Source organism: Planctomycetota bacterium (assembly GCA_018242585.1).
Classification (GTDB): Bacteria; Planctomycetota; Planctomycetia; order Pirellulales; family PNKZ01; genus JAFEBQ01.
The window spans coordinates 148,054-170,770 of record JAFEBQ010000026.1 but is presented as its reverse complement, the minus strand read 5'-3'; the positions used below and the strand labels follow the sequence as shown (position 1 = coordinate 170,770).

General features: G+C 62.3%; 20 protein-coding genes. 13 read left to right on the top strand and 7 right to left on the bottom strand.

The window, feature by feature from the left end:
• Nucleotides 1–179: 179 nt before the first annotated feature.
• Both JSS27_13505 and JSS27_13500 read right to left on the bottom strand, forming a co-directional pair.
• A complete protein-coding gene (locus JSS27_13505; GenBank protein MBS0209959.1) occupies nt 180–743 on the bottom strand; it encodes a GNAT family N-acetyltransferase in 564 nt (187 codons plus the stop codon).
• 466 nt (nt 744–1,209) lie between these two features.
• Entirely contained in the window at nt 1,210–2,067 is an 858-nt protein-coding gene (locus JSS27_13500) for a deoxyribonuclease IV (GenBank protein MBS0209958.1), read from the bottom strand.
• 354 nt (nt 2,068–2,421) lie between these two features.
• On the opposite strand from JSS27_13500, the gene ilvD reads away from it, so the two are divergent.
• The 6 genes from ilvD to JSS27_13470 all read left to right on the top strand — a co-directional run bounded on the left by ilvD (nt 2,422) and on the right by JSS27_13470 (nt 10,246).
• Nucleotides 2,422–4,104, top strand: coding sequence for a dihydroxy-acid dehydratase (gene ilvD, locus JSS27_13495; GenBank protein MBS0209957.1), 1,683 nt, complete (start codon nt 2,422–2,424; stop codon nt 4,102–4,104).
• A 142-nt stretch (nt 4,105–4,246) separates the two neighbouring features.
• Nucleotides 4,247–5,125 carry a carbon-nitrogen hydrolase family protein gene (locus JSS27_13490; GenBank protein ID MBS0209956.1) on the top strand — a complete coding sequence of 293 codons (879 nt, stop codon included), beginning with the start codon at nt 4,247–4,249 and terminating at the stop codon, nt 5,123–5,125.
• Nucleotides 5,126–5,251: 126 nt separating this feature from the next.
• On the top strand, nt 5,252–5,905 hold the full coding sequence (gene rsmG / locus JSS27_13485; protein ID MBS0209955.1) for a 16S rRNA (guanine(527)-N(7))-methyltransferase RsmG: 654 nt from the start codon (nt 5,252–5,254) through the stop codon (nt 5,903–5,905).
• A gap of 365 nt (nt 5,906–6,270) precedes the next feature.
• Entirely contained in the window at nt 6,271–7,185 is a 915-nt protein-coding gene (cysD, locus tag JSS27_13480) for a sulfate adenylyltransferase subunit CysD (protein MBS0209954.1), read from the top strand.
• A 163-nt stretch (nt 7,186–7,348) separates the two neighbouring features.
• The gene (gene cysN, locus JSS27_13475) at nt 7,349–9,295 is read left to right on the top strand and encodes a sulfate adenylyltransferase subunit CysN (GenBank protein MBS0209953.1); all 1,947 of its coding nucleotides are present in this window, start codon (nt 7,349–7,351) and stop codon (nt 9,293–9,295) included.
• 669 nt (nt 9,296–9,964) lie between these two features.
• Complete coding sequence (locus JSS27_13470; protein MBS0209952.1) at nt 9,965–10,246, top strand: carbon storage regulator; 282 nt, start codon at nt 9,965–9,967, stop codon at nt 10,244–10,246.
• 253 nt (nt 10,247–10,499) lie between these two features.
• Here the strand turns inward: JSS27_13470 and JSS27_13465 are convergent, their stop codons facing one another.
• Both JSS27_13465 and JSS27_13460 read right to left on the bottom strand, forming a co-directional pair.
• Nucleotides 10,500–11,609: a DUF1570 domain-containing protein gene (locus JSS27_13465; GenBank protein MBS0209951.1), complete on the bottom strand. Its 1,110-nt coding sequence runs from the start codon at nt 11,607–11,609 to the stop codon at nt 10,500–10,502.
• A gap of 133 nt (nt 11,610–11,742) precedes the next feature.
• Nucleotides 11,743–12,360: a response regulator transcription factor gene (locus tag JSS27_13460; protein MBS0209950.1), complete on the bottom strand. Its 618-nt coding sequence runs from the start codon at nt 12,358–12,360 to the stop codon at nt 11,743–11,745.
• Nucleotides 12,361–12,674: 314 nt separating this feature from the next.
• Between JSS27_13460 and JSS27_13455 the strand changes: the two genes are divergently transcribed.
• Nucleotides 12,675–13,037, top strand: coding sequence for a 4a-hydroxytetrahydrobiopterin dehydratase (locus JSS27_13455; GenBank protein ID MBS0209949.1), 363 nt, complete (start codon nt 12,675–12,677; stop codon nt 13,035–13,037).
• Nucleotides 13,038–13,090: 53 nt separating this feature from the next.
• On the opposite strand, the gene JSS27_13450 is transcribed toward JSS27_13455, so the two are convergent.
• The 3 genes from JSS27_13450 to JSS27_13440 all read right to left on the bottom strand — a co-directional run bounded on the left by JSS27_13450 (nt 13,091) and on the right by JSS27_13440 (nt 15,276).
• Nucleotides 13,091–13,342: a hypothetical protein gene (locus tag JSS27_13450; GenBank protein MBS0209948.1), complete on the bottom strand. Its 252-nt coding sequence runs from the start codon at nt 13,340–13,342 to the stop codon at nt 13,091–13,093.
• 291 nt (nt 13,343–13,633) lie between these two features.
• Entirely contained in the window at nt 13,634–15,124 is a 1,491-nt protein-coding gene (locus JSS27_13445) for a HEAT repeat domain-containing protein (protein MBS0209947.1), read from the bottom strand.
• Nucleotides 15,125–15,132: 8 nt separating this feature from the next.
• On the bottom strand, nt 15,133–15,276 hold the full coding sequence (locus tag JSS27_13440; protein ID MBS0209946.1) for a hypothetical protein: 144 nt from the start codon (nt 15,274–15,276) through the stop codon (nt 15,133–15,135).
• Nucleotides 15,277–16,095: 819 nt separating this feature from the next.
• Here JSS27_13440 and JSS27_13435 point away from each other — a divergent pair.
• The 6 genes from JSS27_13435 to JSS27_13410 all read left to right on the top strand — a co-directional run bounded on the left by JSS27_13435 (nt 16,096) and on the right by JSS27_13410 (nt 22,469).
• The gene (locus JSS27_13435) at nt 16,096–17,310 is read left to right on the top strand and encodes an argininosuccinate synthase (GenBank protein ID MBS0209945.1); all 1,215 of its coding nucleotides are present in this window, start codon (nt 16,096–16,098) and stop codon (nt 17,308–17,310) included.
• A gap of 110 nt (nt 17,311–17,420) precedes the next feature.
• Nucleotides 17,421–17,708: an antibiotic biosynthesis monooxygenase gene (locus tag JSS27_13430; protein ID MBS0209944.1), complete on the top strand. Its 288-nt coding sequence runs from the start codon at nt 17,421–17,423 to the stop codon at nt 17,706–17,708.
• Nucleotides 17,709–17,756: 48 nt separating this feature from the next.
• Nucleotides 17,757–19,205 carry a DUF1446 domain-containing protein gene (locus JSS27_13425; GenBank protein MBS0209943.1) on the top strand — a complete coding sequence of 483 codons (1,449 nt, stop codon included), beginning with the start codon at nt 17,757–17,759 and terminating at the stop codon, nt 19,203–19,205.
• Nucleotides 19,202–19,558: a hypothetical protein gene (locus tag JSS27_13420; GenBank protein MBS0209942.1), complete on the top strand. Its 357-nt coding sequence runs from the start codon at nt 19,202–19,204 to the stop codon at nt 19,556–19,558. The genes JSS27_13425 and JSS27_13420 overlap by 4 nt, the downstream gene beginning before the upstream one ends.
• Before the next feature lie 125 nt (nt 19,559–19,683).
• Complete coding sequence (locus JSS27_13415) at nt 19,684–20,469, top strand: enoyl-CoA hydratase/isomerase family protein (GenBank protein MBS0209941.1); 786 nt, start codon at nt 19,684–19,686, stop codon at nt 20,467–20,469.
• Between the two features lie 362 nt (nt 20,470–20,831).
• A complete protein-coding gene (locus JSS27_13410) occupies nt 20,832–22,469 on the top strand; it encodes a sigma-70 family RNA polymerase sigma factor (GenBank protein ID MBS0209940.1) in 1,638 nt (545 codons plus the stop codon).
• Nucleotides 22,470–22,717 lie beyond the last annotated feature (248 nt).

The following is a 22,717-nucleotide window of genomic DNA, read 5'->3' as shown; positions in this document are numbered from 1 at the left end:
TAGGAAAAGGTCGAATGGCGAAGCACGAATGACGAAAAGTTCGGCTTGGGCACGAGATCCTATGGCCCTGCGGCTAAGCGTACTTCCTCTCCCCTGCCCCTTTGCGCATTTACGTCGTGGTCGTCGTGCCGTCGTGGTCGAATGCGTCTTATTCAGAAATGCCAGCAAACGACCCGTGCTCACCGAACCGCGTACGACATCAGCTCGACGGCTTTGTAGACGGTGCGCGCTTTGTAGAAGCCGATGCGGCGGTAGAGGCGCACCGCCCCTTCGTTCTGGGCGGTGACTTCCAGGAACGCGCGGCGCAGACCGGCCGCGCGGAAGCCTTCGATCGCTTTCAACAGCAACATGCTCCCCACGCCGCGACCGCGATGCTCGGGCGTGACGCCCAGGTTCTGCACGGCCCCCATGCCGGTTCGATCGCGGATGCCTTGAATGGTGCCGCAGTTGACCAATTCGCCCGACTCGTTGCGGTTGACGATCAGCCACGTCGCGCCGGGCAGAAAGCCGTCTTTATGCGCGATCTCGTGCATCAGCCGCAAGCAGCCGTCGTAATCGCCCAGGCACGGAAAGACGTTCGAGTCGATCTCGGCGCGGAAGCTGTTGAACTTGGCGTCGGCGTGCGCGGTCAGCAGATTCGCATCCCAGCCGACGAACCAATAGCCCTCGGGCAACATCGGCGACGGCACCGGCCGGCCGAGGTCGATCTCCATCCGAAAGCGTTTGAAGTAAGTGAGGCCCATTTCCGGTAGCTCTGTCCGGTGGCTCTGTCGCGTAGCCCTGGCGGCACGCCTGATGCGGCCGCGATCCCCAAACCGCGGCCAACCTCTCTATTGTACTGGCCGAATTGGCGTTGCCCAGTTTTTTCCGTTAGGGCGGGATTTCGGGGGTGAAATCCAGCCCAGCCAGCAAAGTTTCCCACCGGTCAAATTGCCCGACCGGCGAACCTTGCCGGGGATGCGTCTTATGAGAAAGGGATGGAACCGCAAAGACGCAAAGGTCGCCAAGGAAATGCGGGGAGATTAATCGCAGAGAACGCAGGGGATCGCGGAGAATAAAGGGCGACCATCCCTACTCTGCGGCCCCCCGCGCCCTCCGCGTTTCAAATTACCTTTTGCCTGCTTTGCGCCCTGTGCGTCTTTGCGGTTCCACTCCCCGTCTTCTTCCTTCGTAGTGCCGTAGTGCCGTCGTGGCTGGTCTTTTCCTCCGTCAAGCGACGAGCGACCGGAGGGTTTTCAGGTTCACCACGTCCCAATCCTCGCCCCGGTCGGTCTTTTCCTTGGCCGTTTCCAGGTACATCGGCACCCGGGCGAAGCGAGGGTCGTTGACCAAATGCCGGAACGGTTCGAGCCCCAGCTTGCCGTGGCCGATGTGGGCGTGCCGGTCCACGCGCGAGCCGAACGGCTTCAAGCTGTCGTTCACGTGGAACGCCTTCACCCGTTTCAGGCCGACCGTCTTGTCCAACTGCTTCATCGTCGCCGCATATTCTTCCGGCGTCTCCAGCGGGTAGCCGGCCGCGAACGTGTGGCACGTGTCGATGCAGACGCCCAAGCGCTCGGGCTGCTTGACGTGCTCGATGATGTAGGCCAGGTGCTCGAACCGCCAGCCGAGCGACGAGCCCTGCCCGGCCGTGTTTTCGAGCAGGCATTGCGAGCGAATCTCAGGCAACTGGTCGTGGACCTCGTCGAGGGCTTTTACGATCCGATCTAGCCCGGCTTCCTCGCTGCTGGTGGTGAACGCGCCCGGGTGGGTGACGACGTACGGCACTCCCAATTGCTCGGCCCGCCGCAGCTCGTCGGCAAAGGCGTCGATCGATTTCTGCCACAGGGCATTGTCCGGCGCGGCCAGATTGATCAGGTACGAGTCGTGGATGATCGGATGGGTAATCCGCAGCTTGGCCAGCGCGCCAATGAACTCGGCCGCGTCGACCGGCTCGATCGGCCGCGCTCGCCACTGGTTGTTGTTCTTGGAGAACAACTGAACGCACTCGCAGCCCGCCTTGTGCGCCGCAATGACGGCGTTATCCAGGCCGCCAGCAATCGACATGTGAGCGCCTAGTGGGGGCATGCGAAACCGGCTCCGAATACAACAATGAACCTTGAGCTGCGAAGCGATGTCTTCACAGCTTAGAAACGCACTGCCGGGTGGGTCAACTCGCCGATTTGGTTTGTCATCCGCCGCCGTCACAGGGGTTTTGATTTTACGCACCCTGCGGGGTAGCATGGTCGTTTCAATTTGGCGTGCCGATGTCGTTTGATCGGTGCTTCGGCAGCACGCAATGCCCCCGGTCATTGACCGGGGGCCAGTAGCGTGTACCAGCACCGGCCCCCGGTGACTCACCGGGGGCTAATGAACATTGCAAAACACATAACGCCTCAAACACAACCACCGCACGACGTTCTTTCGACCAGGACTTCCCGCATGTCGCAGCCCTTGAACAAGTACAGCTCGCAAATCACCAGCCCCAAGTCGCAAGGGGCGTCGCAGGCCATGCTTTACGCCACCGGCCTCAGCGAAGCCGACATGCAAAAGCCGCAAGTCGGCATTGCCAGCGTCTGGTACGAGGGCAACCCGTGCAACATGCACCTCAACAAGCTCTCCGAGCAGGTCAAAGCCGGCGTGGTCGAGGCCGGCATGGTCGGCATGCGGTTCAACACCATCGGCGTCAGCGACGGCATCTCGATGGGAACCGACGGGATGAGCTACTCGCTCCCCTCGCGCGACATCATCGCCGACTCGATCGAAACCGTCATGCACGCCCAGTGGTACGACGGCAACATTTCGATCCCGGGCTGCGACAAGAACATGCCCGGCTGTCTGATCGCCATGGGGCGCGTCAATCGGCCGTCGCTGATGGTCTATGGCGGGACGATCCGCGCCGGGCACGGCGCCACGGGCGAAGCGCTCGACATCGTCTCGGCCTTCCAATGTTACGGCGAATACATCGCCGGCCGGATCGACGAAACGCGTCGCGCCGACGTGGTTCGCCATGCCTGCCCGGGCGCGGGCGCGTGTGGCGGGATGTACACGGCCAACACCATGGCCTCGGCCATCGAGGCGATGGGCATGGCGCTGCCGTACAGCGCCTCGATCCCGGCCGAAGACCCGGGCAAGCTCGACGAATGCCTGCGGGCCGGCCGAGCGATTCGCACCCTGCTCGAGCGCGACATCAAGCCGCGCGACATCATGACCCGAGCCGCGTTCGAGAACGCCATGGTCGTGGTGATGGCCTTGGGAGGTTCGACCAACGCGGTGTTGCACCTGATCGCCATGGCCCGCGCCGTCGAAGTGCCGCTCGCCATCGACGACTTTGCCACGGTCAGCAAGCGGATTCCTTACCTGGCCGATTTGAAGCCGAGCGGCCGCTGGGTGCAGGAAGACCTGCATTCGATCGGCGGCACGCCCGCGGTGATGAAGTACCTGCTCGAAAAGGGTCTACTCAACGGCGACTGCTTGACGTGCACCGGCAAGACGCTGGGCGAAAACCTTGGCAGCCTGCCGGGCCTGAAGCAGGGCCAGACGATCGTGCGGCCGCTCGAGAACCCGATCAAGCCGACCGGTCACATCCAGATCCTCCGCGGCAACCTGGCCCCCGAAGGGGCCGTGGCCAAGATCACCGGCAAAGAAGGCTCCAAGTTCAGCGGGCCGGCCAAGGTCTACGACGCCGAAGAAGACATGCTCCACGCCTTGGAGCGTAAGGAAATCAACAAGGGCGACGTAGTGATCATCCGCTACGAAGGCCCCAAGGGTGGCCCTGGCATGCCCGAGATGCTGACACCGACGTCAGCGATCATGGGGGCCGGGCTGGGCAGCGACGTGGCCTTGCTGACCGACGGGCGGTTTTCCGGCGGCTCGCACGGCTTTATCGTCGGGCACATCACCCCCGAGGCCCAGGAAGGTGGCCCGGTGGCGCTGGTGAAGAACGGCGACCAGGTGACCATCGACGCCGAGAGCAACAGCATCGCGTTCGACATCAGCGACGCCGAACTGGCCGCGCGGCGCAAGGCCTGGAAAGCACCGCCGTACAAAGCCTCGCGCGGCGTGTTGTACAAGTACATCCAGCGCGTAAAGAGCGCCAGCCTGGGCTGTGTGACGGATGAATAGGAGCGGAGCGTCCGTTGTCAGTTGTCCGTGGTCCGTTGCAAAGGACGCGGACACCGATTGAATATCGGCGGTGATCGCCAGGCGGAGTGCAACGGACAACTGACCACTGACAAGATAGGCCTCGGCTCGGCAGTCTCAATCCATGCCCACGCTTCGCATCGCTAGCGCTCAATTCTCCGTCGAAGCTGACATTGCGCAGAATCGCGATCAGATTCTGCAACTCATTCGCGATGCCGCCGACGGCGGCGCGCGGGTAGTACACTTCTGTGAAACGGCCCTGTCCGGCTACGGCGGCTTCGAGGTGCCCGACACACGCGCGCTGGACTGGGCGTTGTTGCACGACGCCACGGCGGCCATCTGTGAAGCAGCCCACAACACGCGGACCTGGGTGCTGCTGGGCTCGACGCATCGGCTCAGCGGTGAGCACCTGCCCCACAACTCGGTCTATGTGATCAACGACCAGGGGCAAGTCGTCGACCGCTACGACAAGCGATTCTGTACCGGCACGGCGGGCGGTGACCCGACGCTCGACCACCAGCAATACACGCCCGGCGATCGGGCCTGTGTGTTCGAGCTGGACGGCGTGACCTGCGGCGTGGGCATTTGCTACGACTATCGCTTTCCCGAACTGTATCGCGATCTGAAGCGGCGCGGCGTGCAGTTGCTGTTCCAGTCGTTCCACAACGCCCGCCGCGACTATCAGACCTATCGCCGCAAGAACATCTGGCGCGAGCTAGTGCCGGCCGTGATGATGACCCACGCGGCCACGAACCATTTCTGGGTCAGCGCCGTGAACAGCACCACGCGGTATTCGCTGTGGGGGAGCTTTTTCGTCCAGCCCGATGGGCGCGTGACGGGTAAGCTGCCGGTACACAAAACCGGAGTCCTGATCAGCGAATTGAACACGGAAAGCGAGATTTGGGACGCCTCGGCCCCCTGGCGCAACACGGCCCTCGAAGGTACGCTACACAGCGGCACGCTGGTCGACGACCCACGGAGCAAGGACCGGAACTGTTTTTAAAGTGATGAATGATGATTGATGAGTGCGGAATGAAAGACCCAATTGGCTGGCAACGATCCGCTACCCTCCTGATTTCATCCCGCGACACTATTCATCACTCTGCACTCATCATTCATCACTTCTGCCATGACTGACTCCCCTTCCCTCCCCGCCGCTCTCGCCGCCCACAACATCGCGCTCCCCGAGGACCAGATTGCGCAACTGGCCGATTACTGTGCGCGGCTGTGGGACTGGAACGAGAAGCTGAACCTGACGCGGCACACCGACTATGAAAAGTTCGTGGCCCGCGACGTGGTCGACACGCTCGAACTGTCCAAGGCGCTGGCGGCCGACGAGCGCGTGCTCGACGTCGGCACCGGCGGCGGAGTGCCCGGCGTGGTGCTGGCGATTGTGCGCCCCGACTTGCACGTGGCGCTGTCCGAGTCGGTCGGCAAGAAAGCCCGAGCCGTGGCCGACATTGTGGCCGGCATGAAGCTGTCGATCCACGTGCATGCCGGCCGGGCCGAAGACCTGCTCAGCGAAGATTACTTCGACACCTTGGTCGCTCGGGCCGTGGCACCCATGCACAAGCTGCTGCGCTGGTTCGAGCCGCGCTGGGGCTCGTTCGGCCGGCTGCTGCTGATCAAAGGGCCGGCCTGGGTCGAAGAGCGATCCGAGGCGCGGCACATGGGATCGCTGCGCCGGCTGGAGCTGCGCAAAGTCGCGTCCTGGCCCGTGCCGGGAGCCGAGAGCGAGAGCGTACTGCTCGAAATCCGTCCCAGCGAATCGTCCGGCGAATAGCCACGCCTTACTTGTGCTTCCTTGCGGCCGAGATTTGACCACGACGCTATCGTTATTAAGGCAGTGAAAATCGACCACGACGGCACAACGAGCACGACGTAGGACAATTTCAAAAATGCCTTTTTCTTACGTCGTGTCCGTCGTGCCGTCGTGGTCGAACCCCTCCGATCCTTGAGCGCGGCCGCGTCAGTCGAGGTGGTCAGTCTTTTCCATGAAGCGTCTGGTGGCCTCAGCGCTCGGGTAGTCAATCGGCGGCGAATTCGCTAACTTGCGGTATTACGCCGTTAAGATATGCCTGCCAACGCGCCCTGCTAATGGGCGCAAACGGCGCAGTCTAGCTAGCACGCGAGGCTTTAGCTCCACCGATGTCGGCCCATCCTTATTCTCTGACACACTTGAAGCTGCTGGAAGCCGAGAGCATTTACATCATCCGCGAGGTCGCCGCCGAGTTCGACAACCCGGTGATGATGTTCTCGATCGGCAAGGACTCGATGGTGATGTTGCGCCTGGCGCAAAAGGCGTTCTCCCCGGCGCCGCTGCCGTTCCCGTTGTTGCATGTGGACACGACGTGGAAGTTCCGCGACATGTACGCTTTCCGCGAGCGCGTGGCCAAGGAGATGGGCGTCAAGCTGATCGTCCACATCAACCAGGAAGGGATCAAACAAGGCGTTGGCCCCATCACGCACGGCAGTCAGAAGCACACCACGATCATGAAGACCGAGGCCCTGAAGCAGGCCCTCGACATGTACAAGTTCGACGCGGCCTTCGGCGGTGCTCGGCGCGACGAGGAAAAGTCCCGCGCCAAGGAGCGCGTCTATTCGTTCCGCGACCAGTTCCACCAGTGGGACCCCAAGAACCAGCGCCCCGAGCTGTGGAACATCTACAACGGCAAGGTCAACAAAGGCGAGAGCATTCGCGTGTTCCCCCTGTCAAACTGGACCGAGTTGGACGTGTGGCAGTACGTCCAACTCGAGAACATTCCGATCGTGCCGCTGTACCTGGCCAAGGAACGCCCGGTGGTCGAGCGCGACGGCAATCTGATCATGGTCGACGACGAGCGTTTCCCCCTGAAGCCGGGCGAAAAGCCCATGATGAAGAAGGTGCGCTTCCGCACGCTGGGCTGCTACCCGCTAAGCGGCGCCGTGGAATCGTCGGCCACGACGCTCCCCGAAGTCATCCAGGAAATGCTGCTGGCCCGCACGTCGGAACGCCAAGGCCGGGTAATCGACTACGACGAACAAGCGTCGATGGAGCAAAAGAAACGGGAAGGATATTTCTAGTTCGCGCCGAATCCCAGAACTGGCGTTGCGCCGGGGCTCCCTGTCCGTTGTCAGTGGTCCGTTGTCAGTTGCAAAAGACAGCAATCAAGGACAACGCACCGCACAACGGCTCTCCAACAACTGACAACTGACAACTGACCACGGACAACTGACAAAAAAGCCAATGACTGCCACCAGCGACTTAGACCTGATTGCCAAAGACATCGACGCCTACCTGGATCAGCATCAGCGCAAGGAGCTCTTGCGGATGCTCACCTGCGGCAGCGTCGACGACGGCAAAAGCACCCTCATCGGCCGGCTGTTGCACGACTCGAAGCAGATCTACGAAGATCAACTGGCCGCCATTCAGCGCGACAGCGACAAAAAAGGCTCGGCCGGCGGCGAAATCGATTTGTCGCTGTTGGTCGACGGCCTGAAGGCCGAGCGCGAGCAAGGCATCACCATCGACGTCGCCTATCGCTACTTCTCGACCAGCAAGCGCAAGTTCATCATCGCCGACTGCCCCGGCCACGAGCAGTACACCCGCAACATGGCCACCGGCGCCAGCACGTGCGATCTGGCCATCATCCTGATCGACGCCCGCCACGGCGTGATGCAGCAAACCCGCCGGCACAGCTTCATTGTCTCGCTGCTGGGTATCAAGCACGTGGTCGTGGCCGTCAACAAGATGGACCTGGTCGACTGGTCGCAAGCCAAGTACGACGAGATCAAAGCCGACTACGCCGACTTCGCGGCCAAGCTCGAAATGGGGGACGTGCACTTCATTCCCATCTCGGCTCTGCGCGGCGACAACGTCGTCGAGCCCAGCGTGAACATGCCCTGGCACCAGGGTGGCACGCTGATGCACTACCTGGAAAACGTCTACATCGGCTCGGACCGCAACCTGATCGACCTGCGCTTGCCGGTCCAATATGTCATTCGCCCGAACCTCGACTTCCGTGGCTTTGCCGGCACGTTGGCCGCCGGCGTGATCCGCCAGGGGGACGAGGTGATGGCCCTGCCGTCGGGCAAAAAGAGCCGCGTCACGGCGATCACCACGTTCGAGGGGAACTTGCCCCAGGCCTTCGCGCAACAGGCGGTTTGCGTCTCGCTGGCCGACGAGATTGACATCAGCCGCGGCGACATGATTGTCCACCCGAACAACCTGCCCCGGGTCGATCGGCAGTTCGAGGCGATGCTGGTCTGGATGGCCCAAGAGCCGATGCTGCCCGGCAAGCAGTATTGGATCAAGCACGCCAACAAGCTGTCGCTGGGGACGGTGAACACCCTGCGCTATCGGGTCGACGTCAACACATTGCACCGCGAGCAGACGCCGGCTTTGAACATGAACGAAGTCGGCCGCTGCAACGTGGCGGTCAATCAGCCCCTGTGCTTTGACCCTTATCGCCGCAACCGGGTGACCGGGGCGTTCATCCTGATCGACCGACTGACCAACGGCACGGTCGGCGCCGGTATGATCATCGACCAGACAACCGCGGCGGCCGGCGCAATTGGCCACGATTACTGGAACACCGAGGCGCCGACCGCCGACAAGGGCGCCCACAGCCAGGTGACCGCCACCGAGCGCGAAGCCCGCTTTGGCCAAAAGCCGGTGACGCTGCTGCTTACCGGTCTGACCGGCGCTGGCAAGACCACGCTGGCCTATGCCCTAGAACGCCGGCTGTTCGAGGCCGGCCGCACGGCCTGCGTCCTCGACGGCGAGCAGATGCGCCGCGGCATTAGCCGCGACCTGGGCTTCTCGGCTGGCGAGCGGAGCGAAAACCTGCGCCGCAGCGCGGAAGTGGCCCACCTGATGAACGACGCGGGCATGATCTGTATTTGCGCCTTCCTGGCCCCCGACGCTGGCGTGCGCGGGCGCGTCCGCGAATCGCTCGGCGCCGAACGGTTCCTGGAGGTCTACCTGTCAGCGCCGCTCGATGTGTGCCGCAAGCGAGACGCGTCGGGCATCTACGGCAAGGCCGACCGGGGCGAAATCGCGGAAGTGCCGGGCGTCACTGCCCCGTACGAGGCGCCGACGTCGCCGGACCTGACCCTGGCCACGCACGAACTGTCTGTCGACCAATGCGTCGACCAACTGATGAAACTTCTGACCGCGAAGAAGTTCATCTAACACAGTCAGGGCAATCAACCGCGACGCCTTCGTGTGATCGAGAGAAAGCAAACCGACCACGACGGCACGACGATCACGACGTAAGACAAATGCGTTGATGGCCTCTTCCGACGTCGTGTCCGTCGTGCCGTCGTGGTCGAATCCTTCTGAGCCTCGAAATGAGCGTCGTCGTGGTGCGCTTCAGCGATTATCTTCGACCGGTGATTTTCATTCTCGATATTATCAGAATGAGAATGCGTCTTGGATTGGGACGGTTTTGCATGTCCCGGCCCCCCCAGAGTATCTAATACGGGCTGGATGCAGCCTTTGCCGCAAACCATTATCTAAAAGTCACTTGCGGCAAATCGACTCTCGGCGCTGCGCGATTCTGACGACGCGGCATCCCAATTGCGTTCCTCTTAGTACGCAACTGGGAGTCAACGGCGCAGCCGGGCCCAGCGGCGGCACATGACCCGTGGCCGACGAGCGAACGATGCCAGGTCCAGCCTGGCCAGAGAATCCGGACGGAAGGTTGCCCCGCCTGGTATCGAGCATCGGTTGAAAGCCACCTGGGTCTTGAGTCGTCGCGAGCAAATGTTTCGGTGCCACTCGTCCCGCGCGGGCGAGTGACGCACGCAACAGACCGGCTCGCGCCACGAGAGGGATCATCCACATCAGGAAGGTGTCGCCATGTTAGTACTCAGCAGGAAAGTTGGGGAAAAGATCGTCATCGATCATCGCGTCGTGATCACGGTCACCCGCATCTCCGGCGGACGCGTCAGCGTGGGCATCGAAGCGCCCAACGGCGTGCATATTATCCGCGGCGAATTGAAGCCGTTCGACGAACCGTCGCCGGCCGCCAACGAGCCAGGCCAAGCCACGCTCGGCGCCGATGTGTTTCGCGAAGCGCCCGCCGCGCCGGCGATGGCACCCACGCACCAGGTGTCGCCACCATCGAACTATGTGGCGTGAGCGAGCGTTGCTCGATTTATTCACCGCGTAACTCATCGGCACGCACCGCCTCTCACGTCGGTGTGCGCTAGCCCTTCTCCCCCGGGGAGAAGGTGGCCGATAGGCCGGATGAGGGTCCACTCAGCACTTCGAGTCGCGCACGCCTGAGGGTTACCCCTCACCCGGCGAGCGAAGCTTGCCACCCTCTCCCGCAAGGGGCGAGGGTGAAAGACGGCAGGCGCTCGCCGTGAAAGATTGAATTGGCGCGCAGCGTTCAGCGCACTTCGGCCAGACGTTCTTTCATGAACTTCTGAAAGTGCGAATCGAGCAGGGCCAGGTCGCCGAACACGCCGGTGAAGTCTTTCACCCGCTGGGCCGACGAATACTCGCCCGACTGGGGCCGCGCCACCACCACGCGCAGATACTGACCATAGCGCTGCGATTGGGTCTCGTTCAGAAAGAAACTCAACGCCCAGGCCTCGGCGTACGCCAGATTGACGTTCTGCTGGAATAGCCGGTCCGAGCCGACCAGGTCAACGAGCGTGGCCGCCTGGCGCGTCTCGGGCAGTTGCTGGAACTGTTTCAAGCGGCCGCGGTTGATTCGATCTCCTTGCGTGGTGTACGCCTTCGAGTTCCAGACGCCTCGGGCCTCGAACATGGTGGCCATTCCTTCCACGACCCATCGCGGAGTGGCCGAGAACCGGTTGTGCAACCCCGTGTTGAACGCCGTCTGGTGGGTCGCTTCGTGAATGATCGTGTCGGCGGTCGAGTTCAAATCGCCGGGGCCCTTGCCCGTGTCAAACAGAGCAATCCGGTTCGTGCGGGGCGAATAGTAACCCAGCACGTTGCTGTTGCTAGGGGCGTTGTCCTGCTGGGCGTAACGCATGAAGTCGGCTTGCGATGGCCAGACGATCGCCACCAGCGGGAACTCGGGCTCGCTCAGGGGGATGCCGCGGCGGTTGAAGTAGTGGACGAACGCCCGATACAAGTCCTCGAACTTGGCGGCCCACAAGTCGCGCTGCCCGCGGGGGAAGGCGACGACAAAGTGTGCCGTGCTGCTGGTGTCGAGTTGCTTGCCAAACTCGCGCTGCAACTGCGAGCGGACTTCATTCACCGAATAGCCGCGGAACGATTCGCTCAGTCGCGTGGCCCGCTGGGCTTTGTCGGGCGCGAACGAAAGCCAGCGCCCGTCGCGCGACAACAAATGCACCTGGCTCGATGACCATGACAAAGGCCACCCTTCCAGGTGCGAGCCGTTCAGGTCCAAGCCCATCGTAAACCGCTTGGCGTCGTCGGCCGCGGCGCTCGTCGCGAGCAACGCAACGAAGGCCATCACCAAGCCGGCGCAAGCGCAGCGAGTCGATTTGTCGTGATGCGTAACCATGCGAAAAAGCTCGCCAGAAACCGAGAACGCGGCCCTGTGCAAGCTTAGGTCACGCGGTGTGCCCTGAGTCCGGTTATGCGGGCCACGCGGCCTATGACGCTCCAGCATGGAAATGCTGTAACGCGACAGTGTCTTAGCGAGGCTGTGGGCGGCTGAGAATCATGTGGACCAACTCGACCGTGGTCTCGACTTCCATCTTTTGCAAAATCTTGGCGCGATGGTTGTCGATGGTCTTCGAGCTAATGCCCAACTCGGCCGCGACTTGCTTGGCCGAGCGGCCAGCGACCAGTCGCTCGAGCACGTCCTGCTCGCGCCGCGACAGCGTGGCCAGCCGGTTGGCGATTACCTGGTCGTGGGCGGCATCGCCCCTCAGGCTCGCGTCGCGCGCGACCGCCGCTTTGACCTGGCCGACAAACTTCTCGAGGTCGAGCGGCTTGGGAATGAAGTCGATGGCGCCGGCCTGAACTGCCTGCACGGCCATCGGCACGTCGGCAAAGCCCGAGACCATGATGATCGGTGTGCGCACCTTCCGCGTGTTGAGAATCTTTTGCAGCTCCAGCCCGTTCATATCGGGCAGGCGCACGTCCATGACAATGCAGCCCGCCTGTTGCGGATCGAAGCCGGCCAGAAAGTCCGCCGCGGTTGAGAAGAATTGGGCGACAAAACCAGCGCTTTCCAGCACACGCGCCAAGCCCTGGCAAAGCGCTGGATCATCGTCGACAACAAAGACGGTGGCGGACGATGTTGCCATGATCGAAACCGAACCCAGTCCTCCCGCGCGAGTTCCGAGCCACTCGCTTCGGGTGATGCCGCGCTCCCTTGCCCTGGGGGGCTGGCACTAAGATCGGATGATACATTTCACCTAGCGCGCCTCCAAACCGATTACCTCTTTAGCGCAATTCATTACCGAATCGAAACATTCTTGTTACGGCAGTCACAGTCTGAAAGTTGACCGAACGATCTTCTTCTGGGCAGTGCGGCCTCTAGAATTGGCGCTGCGGCACCCTGGCCAGCAACGCGCCGCCGGCGCGAGATAATACAGCCCTCACCGCAGGAGACCCGATCATGCAACCGCAAACGGCCGACCAGCTCACCGCTCGCAAGTGCGCGCCGTGCGAAGGGGGCGTGCGTCCTTACACGCTGGCCGAGTCCCAGGCCCAACTCGAAAAACTTCCCGCGTGGCAGCTTACGGCCGATGGCCAGCGGATTCGCCGCACCTGGAAGGCCAAGAACTTCATGGCCGCGATCAACTTCTTTAACCAAGTGGCTCAGTTAGCCGAAGCCGACGGCCATCACCCCGATTTGCACTTGGAAAGCTATCGCAACGTGGCCATCGAGCTGTGGACGCACGCCATCGGCGGCTTGTCAGAGAACGATTTCATCCTGGCGGCGAAGATCGACCAGGTGCCGCTGGAACTGAAAAAGTGAGAAGCGAGGGGCACTTAGCGGCTAGCAATTAGACCGGCGGTCTAACTGAGTGGTTAACCTTCTAGATCATCAATGTCAGCCGATGGCGAGGCTTCCCACATTCGCAAGGCCGTCACTGCCACCAGGGCCACCAGGTCGACACCCCAGCCGACGGCCAAAAGCGCCGCCAAGCGGACCATCCAGCGCGTGCCGTCGGCATCGCCCATGGCGTGCAAGATCGCGCCGACACCAACCAGCAGCAACAGCCCGATCGGCAGCAGCAACAGCCCAGCCAGCAATCGGACGAGCAGGGTGCGAGAAAACATTGGCGATCTCGGCCAGGAAAGGTGCGTCAACAACGAGGGGTATTCTGTTTCGAGGCCCGGCGCGTGTCAACGTGGCGCTGCCCCGGACTCAAACAGTTCTCAGAACTCTGTCGCGTGGGTGGCCCAGGTGCTTGCACCTGGGTGGCCGAAGGCCACAAGAAACCTCGGGCGCCGTCCCGAGCGGGTGGCGAGATTCCAATGGGTTACGCGTGCCCATCAAGTTTCTTGTTGCCGCGCAACACCGATGGGCAAGCCATCGGTGCCACCCCGTTGATGGGACCAACCTCGCATTTAGTGCTGGAACCCCTGCTGCAAGAGCTTCCCTTTGAACAGCCAGTAGATTTCATAGGGGCCGAGCGCGCGCGAGCCGGGCTGGGTGGCCGTCCAGCGCGCTTGATGGCCGTCGCCGATCACCACTCCGGGGCGGCCATCGTGTGTCGCCGTCGCGATCCAATAGCTGGTGCCGAAGAACTCGCCGCGCAGCGCCAAATCGGGATTCTCGTAACCTGCCGCGATCAGTCGCTCGCGCTCGGCTTGCCACAACGCCAGCGCTTCGATCGACAGCTTCTCGACATTGGTTTCGACAATTTCCTCGTGCTCGGCATTGCGACCTGCATAAAGGGCAAAAATGTCCGACGGCGGCAAGTCCTCCAAGTCGGCGGTCACGATGTCGCTCGCGGGACCGGCCAGGGCGATGGCCGTGAAGCTTTTCTCGCCGGCTCGGTATTCGACGTCGAACAGAAAGCAATCGACCGGCTCGTCGAACCCTGGCCAGGGCTGTCGGCTTTCGTCGATGAGTTCCAAGCTCGACGGCGCAGCGCCGAATTGAGTGGGCTGGGACAGCCAGGCCACCAAAGCCGCTTCGGCCCGGGCCAGCGGCGTGCGAAAGCGCTCGTCGACTCGTTCGATCGCCCCCAGGTGTTCCAGCAGCACGAGCGCCCGCGCCCGGACCAGCGGAAACGCCGCCAACTCGATTAACTGATCCAGGCCGGTTTTGTCTCCCAAGGTGGCCAAGGCGGCGGCGGCCTCGCAGCGGACCTGACGGTGCGACAGGGCCAGCGCCTGGTGCAACTTGCCCGACACGACCGGCTCGCCGATCAACGCCAGGGCGTTGCAGATGGCCACGATCAAGCCCACGCAGTCGCCGACCAGCGTGGTCAGCGCCTGAGGCGTGGCGGCGAACTGTTGAGGATTCTCTTCGACGAGTTGTAATTGTTGAACCAACGCCCCCAGGATGCTGGCCAGTTGGTCGACGAGCTCGGCCGCCGGGTGACGCGGCACACGATTGCTATGCGTCAGGTAGTTGGCCAAGTCCAAAGCCGCGCCGGCCACGACCGGATGCCCCAGCCCGGCGAACAGCGCGGGAAACAAGTCGTCGACCGGCAACTTGTCGGCTTGAAACAGCGGCGCGAACGCTAGCAACGTGTCGGTCGCGTCGGCCGGAGGTTGCTCAGTGACCAGCGCGACGAACGCGCGAAGCGCCGCCGGTTGCCCCACGGCGGAAAAAAATTGCAAAATTGCGCCCCGCGTCCGATCGTCGGCCGGAAGCTGTCGATAGTACTCGGCGACATGCTCGGCCTGCGCCGCGCTGAAGGTGCCGCGCGGCGCGGTTTGCTTCCAAAGTTTCGTCGCCTGATGCCAGAACGCGCCGCGCGCGGCGGCGTTCTTTTCTGGTTCGTGATCGAGCGTCTCGGCCCATTGGCGCAACTGGGCCCAGTCGGCGCTAGAGTCAGAAAAACCCGAAAAAACCGCGTCAAATGTCGTTGCGAGCGTGGTGGTCATGGGAGTTGTCATGGGGGCGACGCGGTGTACGAGTAATGGTCGCCGCGCGGCGCGGCGCTTGATTGAAACAAGTCGCATTGTATGCCGCGGCGCGGCGCGACATAAGCCAACGCGCGACGATTCGTGCTGAGCGTGCGCGACTTGGTTGGCACCGTGCGTCACTTGCGATCGCGCGCTTGGCGCTGGTTGAATTGTCGCGCGAATGCCCGATTCATATTGACGGATTTTGCGAAACATGGTCTGAATAGTCCCATCGTGGTGGTCATCGCAGTGATTGAGTGACTAACGGTTGGTTCGTCGCGCGATCCTTGGCGATCGACAACTACGATCAAGTTGGGATTCGTTTCGCGGTTGTCTCGCGCCCGGATGTTCCGAGACACGCGGTTTTGAACTGAAGAACGTCCACTTGCGGAAGGAGCCATACCCATGGCAGCCAAGAAGAAGACTGTGAAGAAGGCCGCTAAGCCATCGCCGAAGAAGAAGGCCGCTAAGAAGGTCTCGAAGAAGAAGTAGGATTTCCTACTCGGCTCCGGTTCTCGTGCGATAAGTGCGGGGCCCGACCACAGATGGTCTGACAACAACGAGAAAAGCCGGCCGCTCTGTTCGTCAGAGCGGCCGGCTTATTTTTTGCGCGTTAAAAACGGAAATGCACCTCAGCTTCGCCGTGCCGGAGTGAGCGAGAAACGGCGATGCAGCGCGCGGGCCTATGGCCCTGCGGCTAAACCTCAAGCGTTCTTCCTTCCACGTTCTACTCTCTGTTCTCTCCTCTCTCCGTCCCCCGTGCCCCCCGTCGCCCCTGCCCCGGTTTTCTCTGCGTCCTCTGCGCCTCTGCGGTTCAAATTGCCCCGCTGTCGTCGTGGTTAAGCCCTTTTGCCCGAGATTCGGCCTAGTGACTGCCAGCACGGCGGCCGGTATTCTATGGGTCTACGGTTCACGACCTTTTTTCCGCATCCCAGGTGGGCGTTTCTGACATGACAAGCTGCGTTCTGGCGTACTCGGGCGGTCTCGACACCTCGGTCATTCTCGGTTGGCTGCAAGACGAAGGCTACAAGGTCCACGCGGTCTACGTCGATCTGGGCCAGCCTTGCGAAGACCGCGAAGCCACGCTGGAAAAGGCCCGCAAGTGCGGTGCCGCGTCGTCGCGCATTGTCGACGTCCGCGAAGAGCTCTGCCGCGATTTCGCCTTCCCGGTCCTGCAATGGCAGGCCAAGTACGAAGGGGTCTACCTGCTGGGCACGAGCATCGCCCGGCCGTTGATCTCGAAGGCATGTCTGCAGGTGGCGCGCGAAGTCGGGGCCGAAGCCTATGCCCACGGTGCGACCGGCAAGGGGAACGACCAGTGCCGGTTTCAACTGGCGGCCGAAGCACTGGAGCCCAGCGTGAAGTTGATTGCCCCCTGGCGAATCGAAAAGTTCCGCAATCTGTTCCCAGGCCGCAAAGAGCTGATCGCTTATTGCGAGTCGAAAAAGATTCCGGTCAAGGCGACCGCGGCCAAGCCCTATAGCTCGGACGAAAACTGCCTGCACATCAGCTACGAAGCCGGCAAGCTCGAAGACCTGGGCGTGAACGGCGTCGAGCTGGTCGACTTTGGCATGACCACTTCGCCGGCCAAGGCGCCGGACAAGCCCGAGTTGGTGACGATCGCCTTTGAGTCCGGCGTGCCGGTAGCGGTAAACGGCAAACGAATGTCGGCGCTCGACGTCGTGCAGGAACTGAACAAGATCGGCGGCCGCAACGGCGTGGGGCGGATCGACATGGTCGAGAACCGCTTTGTCGGCATGAAGAGCCGCGGCGTTTACGAAGCCCCTGGCATGACGGTGTTGTACGACGCCCATCGTTACGTCGAGCAGTTGACGATGGATCGCGACCTGATGCACCTGCGCGACCGGCTGGCCCCTGAAGTGGCCGAGATGGTCTACTATGGCTTCTGGTACTGCGCCAAGTTCGACGCCCTTTTGGCATTCATTCGCGAGGCGCAAAAGCCGGTGACCGGCGAAGTGACCCTCAGCCTGTACAAGGGAAACATCAACATCGCCAGCCGCACCAGCCCCAGAAGTCTGTACGACGAGGCCATCGCCAGCATGGAAGGTGGCGGCTCGTACAACCAGACCGACGCCGAGGGCTTCCTGCGGATTCAAGGCCTGCCCGTGCGAGTCCAAGGCCGGGTGAATAAGAGAAGTTACTAGCGGCTAGTTGCTGGTTGCTAGTGAAATGCAACTGGCTACTACGTCGAACGAGCCTCGATCTGTCCTGTATTCTCATTTCTAGCAACCAGCAACCAGCAACTTCCCTCACCATGATCCACCTCGTTGTCCATCTGACGGTCAAAGCCGAAGCCGATATTCCCAAGGTCAAAGAGCTGCTCATGGAGCAGGGTCGGCTCTCGCGCCAGGAGCCGGGCTGCGTGCGGTTCGAGTGCTACCACTCGGAAGTCGATGCCAAGGTCTTCTTCCTGTGCGAATACTGGGACTCGCAAGAATCACTCGACGCCCACCGTAAGGCCCACGCCTATCTGACGATTTACGCGCCCCAGGTCTTGCCGCTGGTCGATCGCACCGGTCACAAGTCCGTGTTGCTTCGCTAGAATACGACGCTTCGGTAGAATCCGATCGGGGCTCCGCTAGAATAGAATCTGAGGGCAGACGTTGGACACCTCGGCTATCGCACCACGAGGCACCCAAACGTGACCATTCGCATCGGAAACGGCGCCGGCTTTTTGGGGGACAATCTCGACGCCCCGCGCCGACTGGTCGAGTCGTCGGAACTCCACTATCTGACGCTCGAATATCTGGCCGAGCTGACGCTGTCGATCCTGGCCCGCAGCCGCGAAAAGGACCCGCAGGCCGGCTATGCCCAGGACTTCATCGAAGTGCTGGGAAGCTTGCTGCCGGCGCTGCGCGAGCAGGCGACGTTGCGCATTGTGACCAATGCCGGCGGTATGAACGCGCCGTCGTGCGTGCGTCGCGCGTCCCAGTTATTGGTCAATGCCGGCCTGGGGGATATGCCCATCGGCATGGTGACCGGCGACGATCTGTTACCGCGGCTGGAAAGCCTGCGCCGCGCCGGCTGTGCGCTGGCCCATCTGGACACGGGGAAGCCGCTTGATTCGCTGCACACCGATGTGGTGAGCGCGAACGCCTATCTAGGAGCCCGCGAGATGGTCACCGCCCTGCACCGCGGGGCGCGGATGGTGATCACCGGTCGCGTGGCCGACGCATCGCTGACCGTCGCGCCAGCCGTGCACGAGTTCAACTGGCGGTGGGACGACTGGCACCGGCTGGCCGGGGCGAGCGTGGCCGGCCATTTGATTGAATGTGGCGCCCAGGCCACCGGCGGCTATCACTCGCGTTGGAACTCGTTGGACCTGGCACACGTCGGCTACCCGATCGCCGAGCTTAACGCCGACGCGACCTGCACGATCACCAAGCCCGACGATTCGGGCGGAGTGGTGAGTCGTGAAACGATCTGCGAGCAGTTGGTCTACGAAATCGGCAACCCGGCCCACTATTTGACCCCCGACGTGGATGTTGACTTCACGGGGGTCGAGGTCGCCGAGATGGGGGCAAATCGTGTGGCCGTGCGCGGCGCGCGCGGGCACATCGCCCCGGAAATGTACAAAGTCTCGCTCACCTACCGGGCCGGCTACATGGCCAGCGGCTCGCTGTTGGTCTATGGCCCCGACTGTCGGGCCAAGGCGCAGGCGTGCGCTGACATCATCTTCGCCCGACTGGAACACGCCGGCTGGACCTACGATCGCAAGAACGTCGAACTGCTGGGGCTTGGCCAAGGCGTGCCGGGGCTGGCACCGTCGTCGGGTGCGGAGCCGAGCGAATTGATGCTGAGGATCGCGGTCAGCGACCCGCGGCGCGAAGCGGTGGAACGATTCACGCGCGAGTTCGCGCCGCTGGCGACCGCCGGACCGGCCGGTCTGGCGGGCTATACGGCCGCCCGCGGCACGGTGCGGCCGGTCTATGCCTATTGGCCGACGCTGGTGCCGCGTCACCTGATCGAAACACGCTGCGACGTGAAGACCGCTCAACAGTGGCTTGACGCGGAAGTCGGCACGGAGGCGCACCGATGAGCGACGCCCCGCAAATCACCCTCAGCGAGATTGCCCATTCGCGCAGCGGCGACAAAGGGAACCACGCCAACATCGGCGTCGTGGCCCACACGCCGGCTGGGTACGAATGGCTGTGCGAACACCTGACCGTTGAGCGCGTGGCGGAATACTTTCGCGGGCTCGAGCCGACGCGCGTCGAGCGATTTGAATTGCCGCGGATCGGGGCGCTGAATTTCGTTTTGTACAACGTGCTCGGTGGTGGCGCGAGCTTGTCGTTGCGGATGGATACGCAAGGCAAGTTGCTGGGGACCGCGATTGCCCAGTTGCCGCTGCCTCGGCCGGAACATTTGAGCGAGATGTTGCGACGAGTTTAGCGATTGATTGTCAGAGGCTCGGCGTCAGGAATCGTACGCACAAGGCCCCCGGCGACTCGCCGGGGGCTAAAGGGTTGATGGTTCGCGGGGCGTGGATCGAAGGTTCATAAGCAGAGATCGTTTCGATGACTGCGTTAGTCAAAGTTCACGTCCACGAGCATGTCGCCTCGATCATTTTGAATCGGCCCGAGAAGCGCAACGCCCTCTCTCGAGCGCTGCTCCAAGAGCTGCACCAGGCGCTGGACGATTTGCACCAGGAGCGCCGTGTGCGCGCCGTAGTGGTCACGGGAGCCGGCACGGTGTTTTGCGCGGGGATGGATCTGTCGGAAATGCTCGCCACCAGTCAGGAGCCCGATGCCCACGCCCAGTGGTATCGCGACGCCGAGACGTATCAGGATCTGATGCTGAAAATGCTGCGGTTCCCCAAGCCGCTCGTGGCCGCGGTCAACGGGCCGGCCTTGGCCGGCGGGGCGGGCATCATGCTGGCGTGCGATATCGTCGTCGCGGCGCGCGCGGCCTCGTTTGGGCTGCCCGAGCCGCTACGCGGCATTGTGGCCGGGGTGGTCTCGCCGATGTTGCACTTTCGTGTCGGGGGCGGGCAATCGGCGCGGCTGTTACTCAGCGCGCAAACGGTCGACGCCGAAGAAGCCCACCGGATCGGGCTATTTCATGAGCTGGTCGACAACACTGACCTGGTCTGGGCACGGGCCAGCGAAGTGGCGGGCCAATGTGCCCAGTGCGCCCCCGAGGCGTTGCAACTGACCAAGCGGATGCTGAACGAAACGATTGGCGATCACCTGACAACGATGCTCGCCGCCGGCGCCGCCGCCAGCGCCACCGCCCGGACCACCGAAGCGGCGCAAGAAGGCTTGAAGGCGTTTCTTGAAAAGCGCAAGCCGGAGTGGAAGTAGGTGGGGGTAGAGCGATTAGCTGTTAGCAATTAGCGACTAGCCGGAGCCGCACAGCGCAGCGCCACGTTTTTCTGCTGTTCCGAATCTAATCGCTAGTTGCTAATCGCTTCTCGCGACTCCTGTTGCCAATTCTCCCCTGTTGCCTTTCGGCAACATCGTGGTGTTGTGCGGTGTTGATTCTTGGCAACATGGCCCACCTTGCCTCCTTTTGGCCAGCAATTCGCCGGAACACGCAAGACTGCTAACTGCAATGACTTACGGCCAGCTACTCGAAGAACCATCACTTCTTGGCATCGGGCGTGCTTTTAACCTGCTCCGCGTCACGACCGTCGACACCGAGCACGCCAGCCAAGGAGAGCGCTTTGCGAAAGTCAGCCCCCAAGTCGGCCTTGTCCACCAAGCCTGGTCGTCTGTCCGAGGACGATGTCCTAGACGCCGTGCATGACGAGTTCGAGACGCCGGCCCACGGCGACGCCGAGGCCCGCAACGAAAGCGTCGAGCGCGACGAGGACGACTTCGACGCCGAGGTCGAATCGCTCGACGAGGAAGAGGAAGCAGAAGCGGAAGGGGCGGCCGACGACGAGCATGGTGACAATCTGCTCGAAACCGGCGGCCGCATCGACGACCCGGTTCGCATCTATCTGATGCAGATGGGCGAGATTCCGCTGATGACGCGTGACCAGGAAATCTCGGCCGCCCGCCGCATCGAACACGCCCGGACCCGCTTTCGCCGCAGCCTGCTGTGCAGCGATTTCATCCTGCAAGGGGCGGTCGGGCTGTTGAAGAAGGTCCAGGCCGGCAAGCTCCGTCTGGATCGTACGGTCGACGTCTCGGTAACCGACATCAAGGAAAAGAAGCAAATCCTCGGCTTGCTCGAGCCCAATTTGCGGACGCTGTCCCACTTGCTGGCCCAGAATCGCCAGGACTTCCGTATTGTCATCAGCCGCAGCCAATCGGCCGACGCGCGGCGCACCGCCTGGCGCCGGTTGATCAAACGCCGCTACAAAGCCATTCGCCTGATCGAAGAGTTGCGGCTTCGCACCCAGCGGTTGCAGCCACTGGTCGAATCGCTGGACCAAATCGCTCGGCGGATGACCGAAGTGGCCCGTGAACTGGCGGCTCACTTGAAGGCGGGTGACGACGCCAACCGCGTGGCGCGGCTGCGCAAGGAGTTGCGTTACCTGATCCGCATTACGCTGGAAAGTCCGACCACGCTGCGCAAGCGGACGGCCCGGACCACTTGCTATCAGATCGAATATGACGAGGCCAAGCGGGTGCTGTCGGCCGCGAACTTGCGGCTGGTGGTCTCGATTGCCAAGCGGTATCGCAATCGCGGCCTGAGCTTCCTGGACTTGATCCAGGAAGGAAACACCGGCCTGATGCGCGCCGTTGACAAGTTCGAGCACGCCCGCGGCTTCAAGTTCTCGACCTATGCCACGTGGTGGATTCGCCAGGCGATCACCCGGTCGCTGGCCGACCAGAGCCGGACGATTCGCTTGCCGGTCCACATGATCGAGACGATGGGTCGCGTGCGGCTGGTGTCGCGTGACTTCCTGCAACGCCTGGGTCGCGAGCCGACGCTGGAAGAGCTGGCACTGGCCACGAACTTGTCGATTGACGAGGCTCGCTGCGTGCTGAAAATGACGCGTCAGCCCCTGTCGCTCGACCAGTCGGTAGGGGACAACGACGACAGCTTCTTCGGCGAGTTCGTCGAAGACCATCGCGAGATCGATCCGCTGCACAACATGAGCCAGGATCTCTTGAAGCAGCGCGTGACCGACGTGCTGAACAACCTGAACTATCGCGAGCGGGAGATTCTTCGCCTGCGATACGGTCTGGCCGACGGCTACTCGTACACCTTGGAAGAGGTGGGCAAAATCTTCTCGGTCACCCGCGAACGCGTCCGTCAGATCGAAGCCAAGGCCGTTCGCAAGCTGCAACACCCGCAACGAGCCCGCGACCTGGCCGGCTTTGTGGACGGCGCGGCGGGGATTGCGTAAGGGAATGCTTAATGCTTAATTGAGGTGCCACGGACGGCTGGCTCGATGCCGCTACTCTCCTGCTAGCGGCGATGCTGTACAAATGCCTATTGACTGTGTACAGCCGTATATTATATTGCCGATAAGGGGAGAGGTGGTGGATCGGTGGTCTAGCGGTATTTGCCGCTGAATCGCCTGATTCCGCCGAGTGAACTCAACCTTATTGAGTCAATGGACCTAAAGCCCCATTTCGAGCGGTCCCAGCCCGC

Coding starts and splice junctions, on each gene's coding strand:
- JSS27_13505 (MBS0209959.1), bottom strand. CDS start 743: ATGGGCCTCACTTACTTCAAACGCTTTCGGATGGAGATCGACCTCGGC.
- JSS27_13500 (MBS0209958.1), bottom strand. CDS start 2,067: ATGCCCCCACTAGGCGCTCACATGTCGATTGCTGGCGGCCTGGATAAC.
- ilvD (MBS0209957.1), top strand. CDS start 2,422: ATGTCGCAGCCCTTGAACAAGTACAGCTCGCAAATCACCAGCCCCAAG.
- JSS27_13490 (MBS0209956.1), top strand. CDS start 4,247: ATGCCCACGCTTCGCATCGCTAGCGCTCAATTCTCCGTCGAAGCTGAC.
- rsmG (MBS0209955.1), top strand. CDS start 5,252: ATGACTGACTCCCCTTCCCTCCCCGCCGCTCTCGCCGCCCACAACATC.
- cysD (MBS0209954.1), top strand. CDS start 6,271: ATGTCGGCCCATCCTTATTCTCTGACACACTTGAAGCTGCTGGAAGCC.
- cysN (MBS0209953.1), top strand. CDS start 7,349: ATGACTGCCACCAGCGACTTAGACCTGATTGCCAAAGACATCGACGCC.
- JSS27_13470 (MBS0209952.1), top strand. CDS start 9,965: ATGTTAGTACTCAGCAGGAAAGTTGGGGAAAAGATCGTCATCGATCAT.
- JSS27_13465 (MBS0209951.1), bottom strand. CDS start 11,609: ATGGTTACGCATCACGACAAATCGACTCGCTGCGCTTGCGCCGGCTTG.
- JSS27_13460 (MBS0209950.1), bottom strand. CDS start 12,360: ATGGCAACATCGTCCGCCACCGTCTTTGTTGTCGACGATGATCCAGCG.
- JSS27_13455 (MBS0209949.1), top strand. CDS start 12,675: ATGCAACCGCAAACGGCCGACCAGCTCACCGCTCGCAAGTGCGCGCCG.
- JSS27_13450 (MBS0209948.1), bottom strand. CDS start 13,342: ATGTTTTCTCGCACCCTGCTCGTCCGATTGCTGGCTGGGCTGTTGCTG.
- JSS27_13445 (MBS0209947.1), bottom strand. CDS start 15,124: ATGACCACCACGCTCGCAACGACATTTGACGCGGTTTTTTCGGGTTTT.
- JSS27_13435 (MBS0209945.1), top strand. CDS start 16,096: ATGACAAGCTGCGTTCTGGCGTACTCGGGCGGTCTCGACACCTCGGTC.
- JSS27_13430 (MBS0209944.1), top strand. CDS start 17,421: ATGATCCACCTCGTTGTCCATCTGACGGTCAAAGCCGAAGCCGATATT.
- JSS27_13420 (MBS0209942.1), top strand. CDS start 19,202: ATGAGCGACGCCCCGCAAATCACCCTCAGCGAGATTGCCCATTCGCGC.
- JSS27_13415 (MBS0209941.1), top strand. CDS start 19,684: ATGACTGCGTTAGTCAAAGTTCACGTCCACGAGCATGTCGCCTCGATC.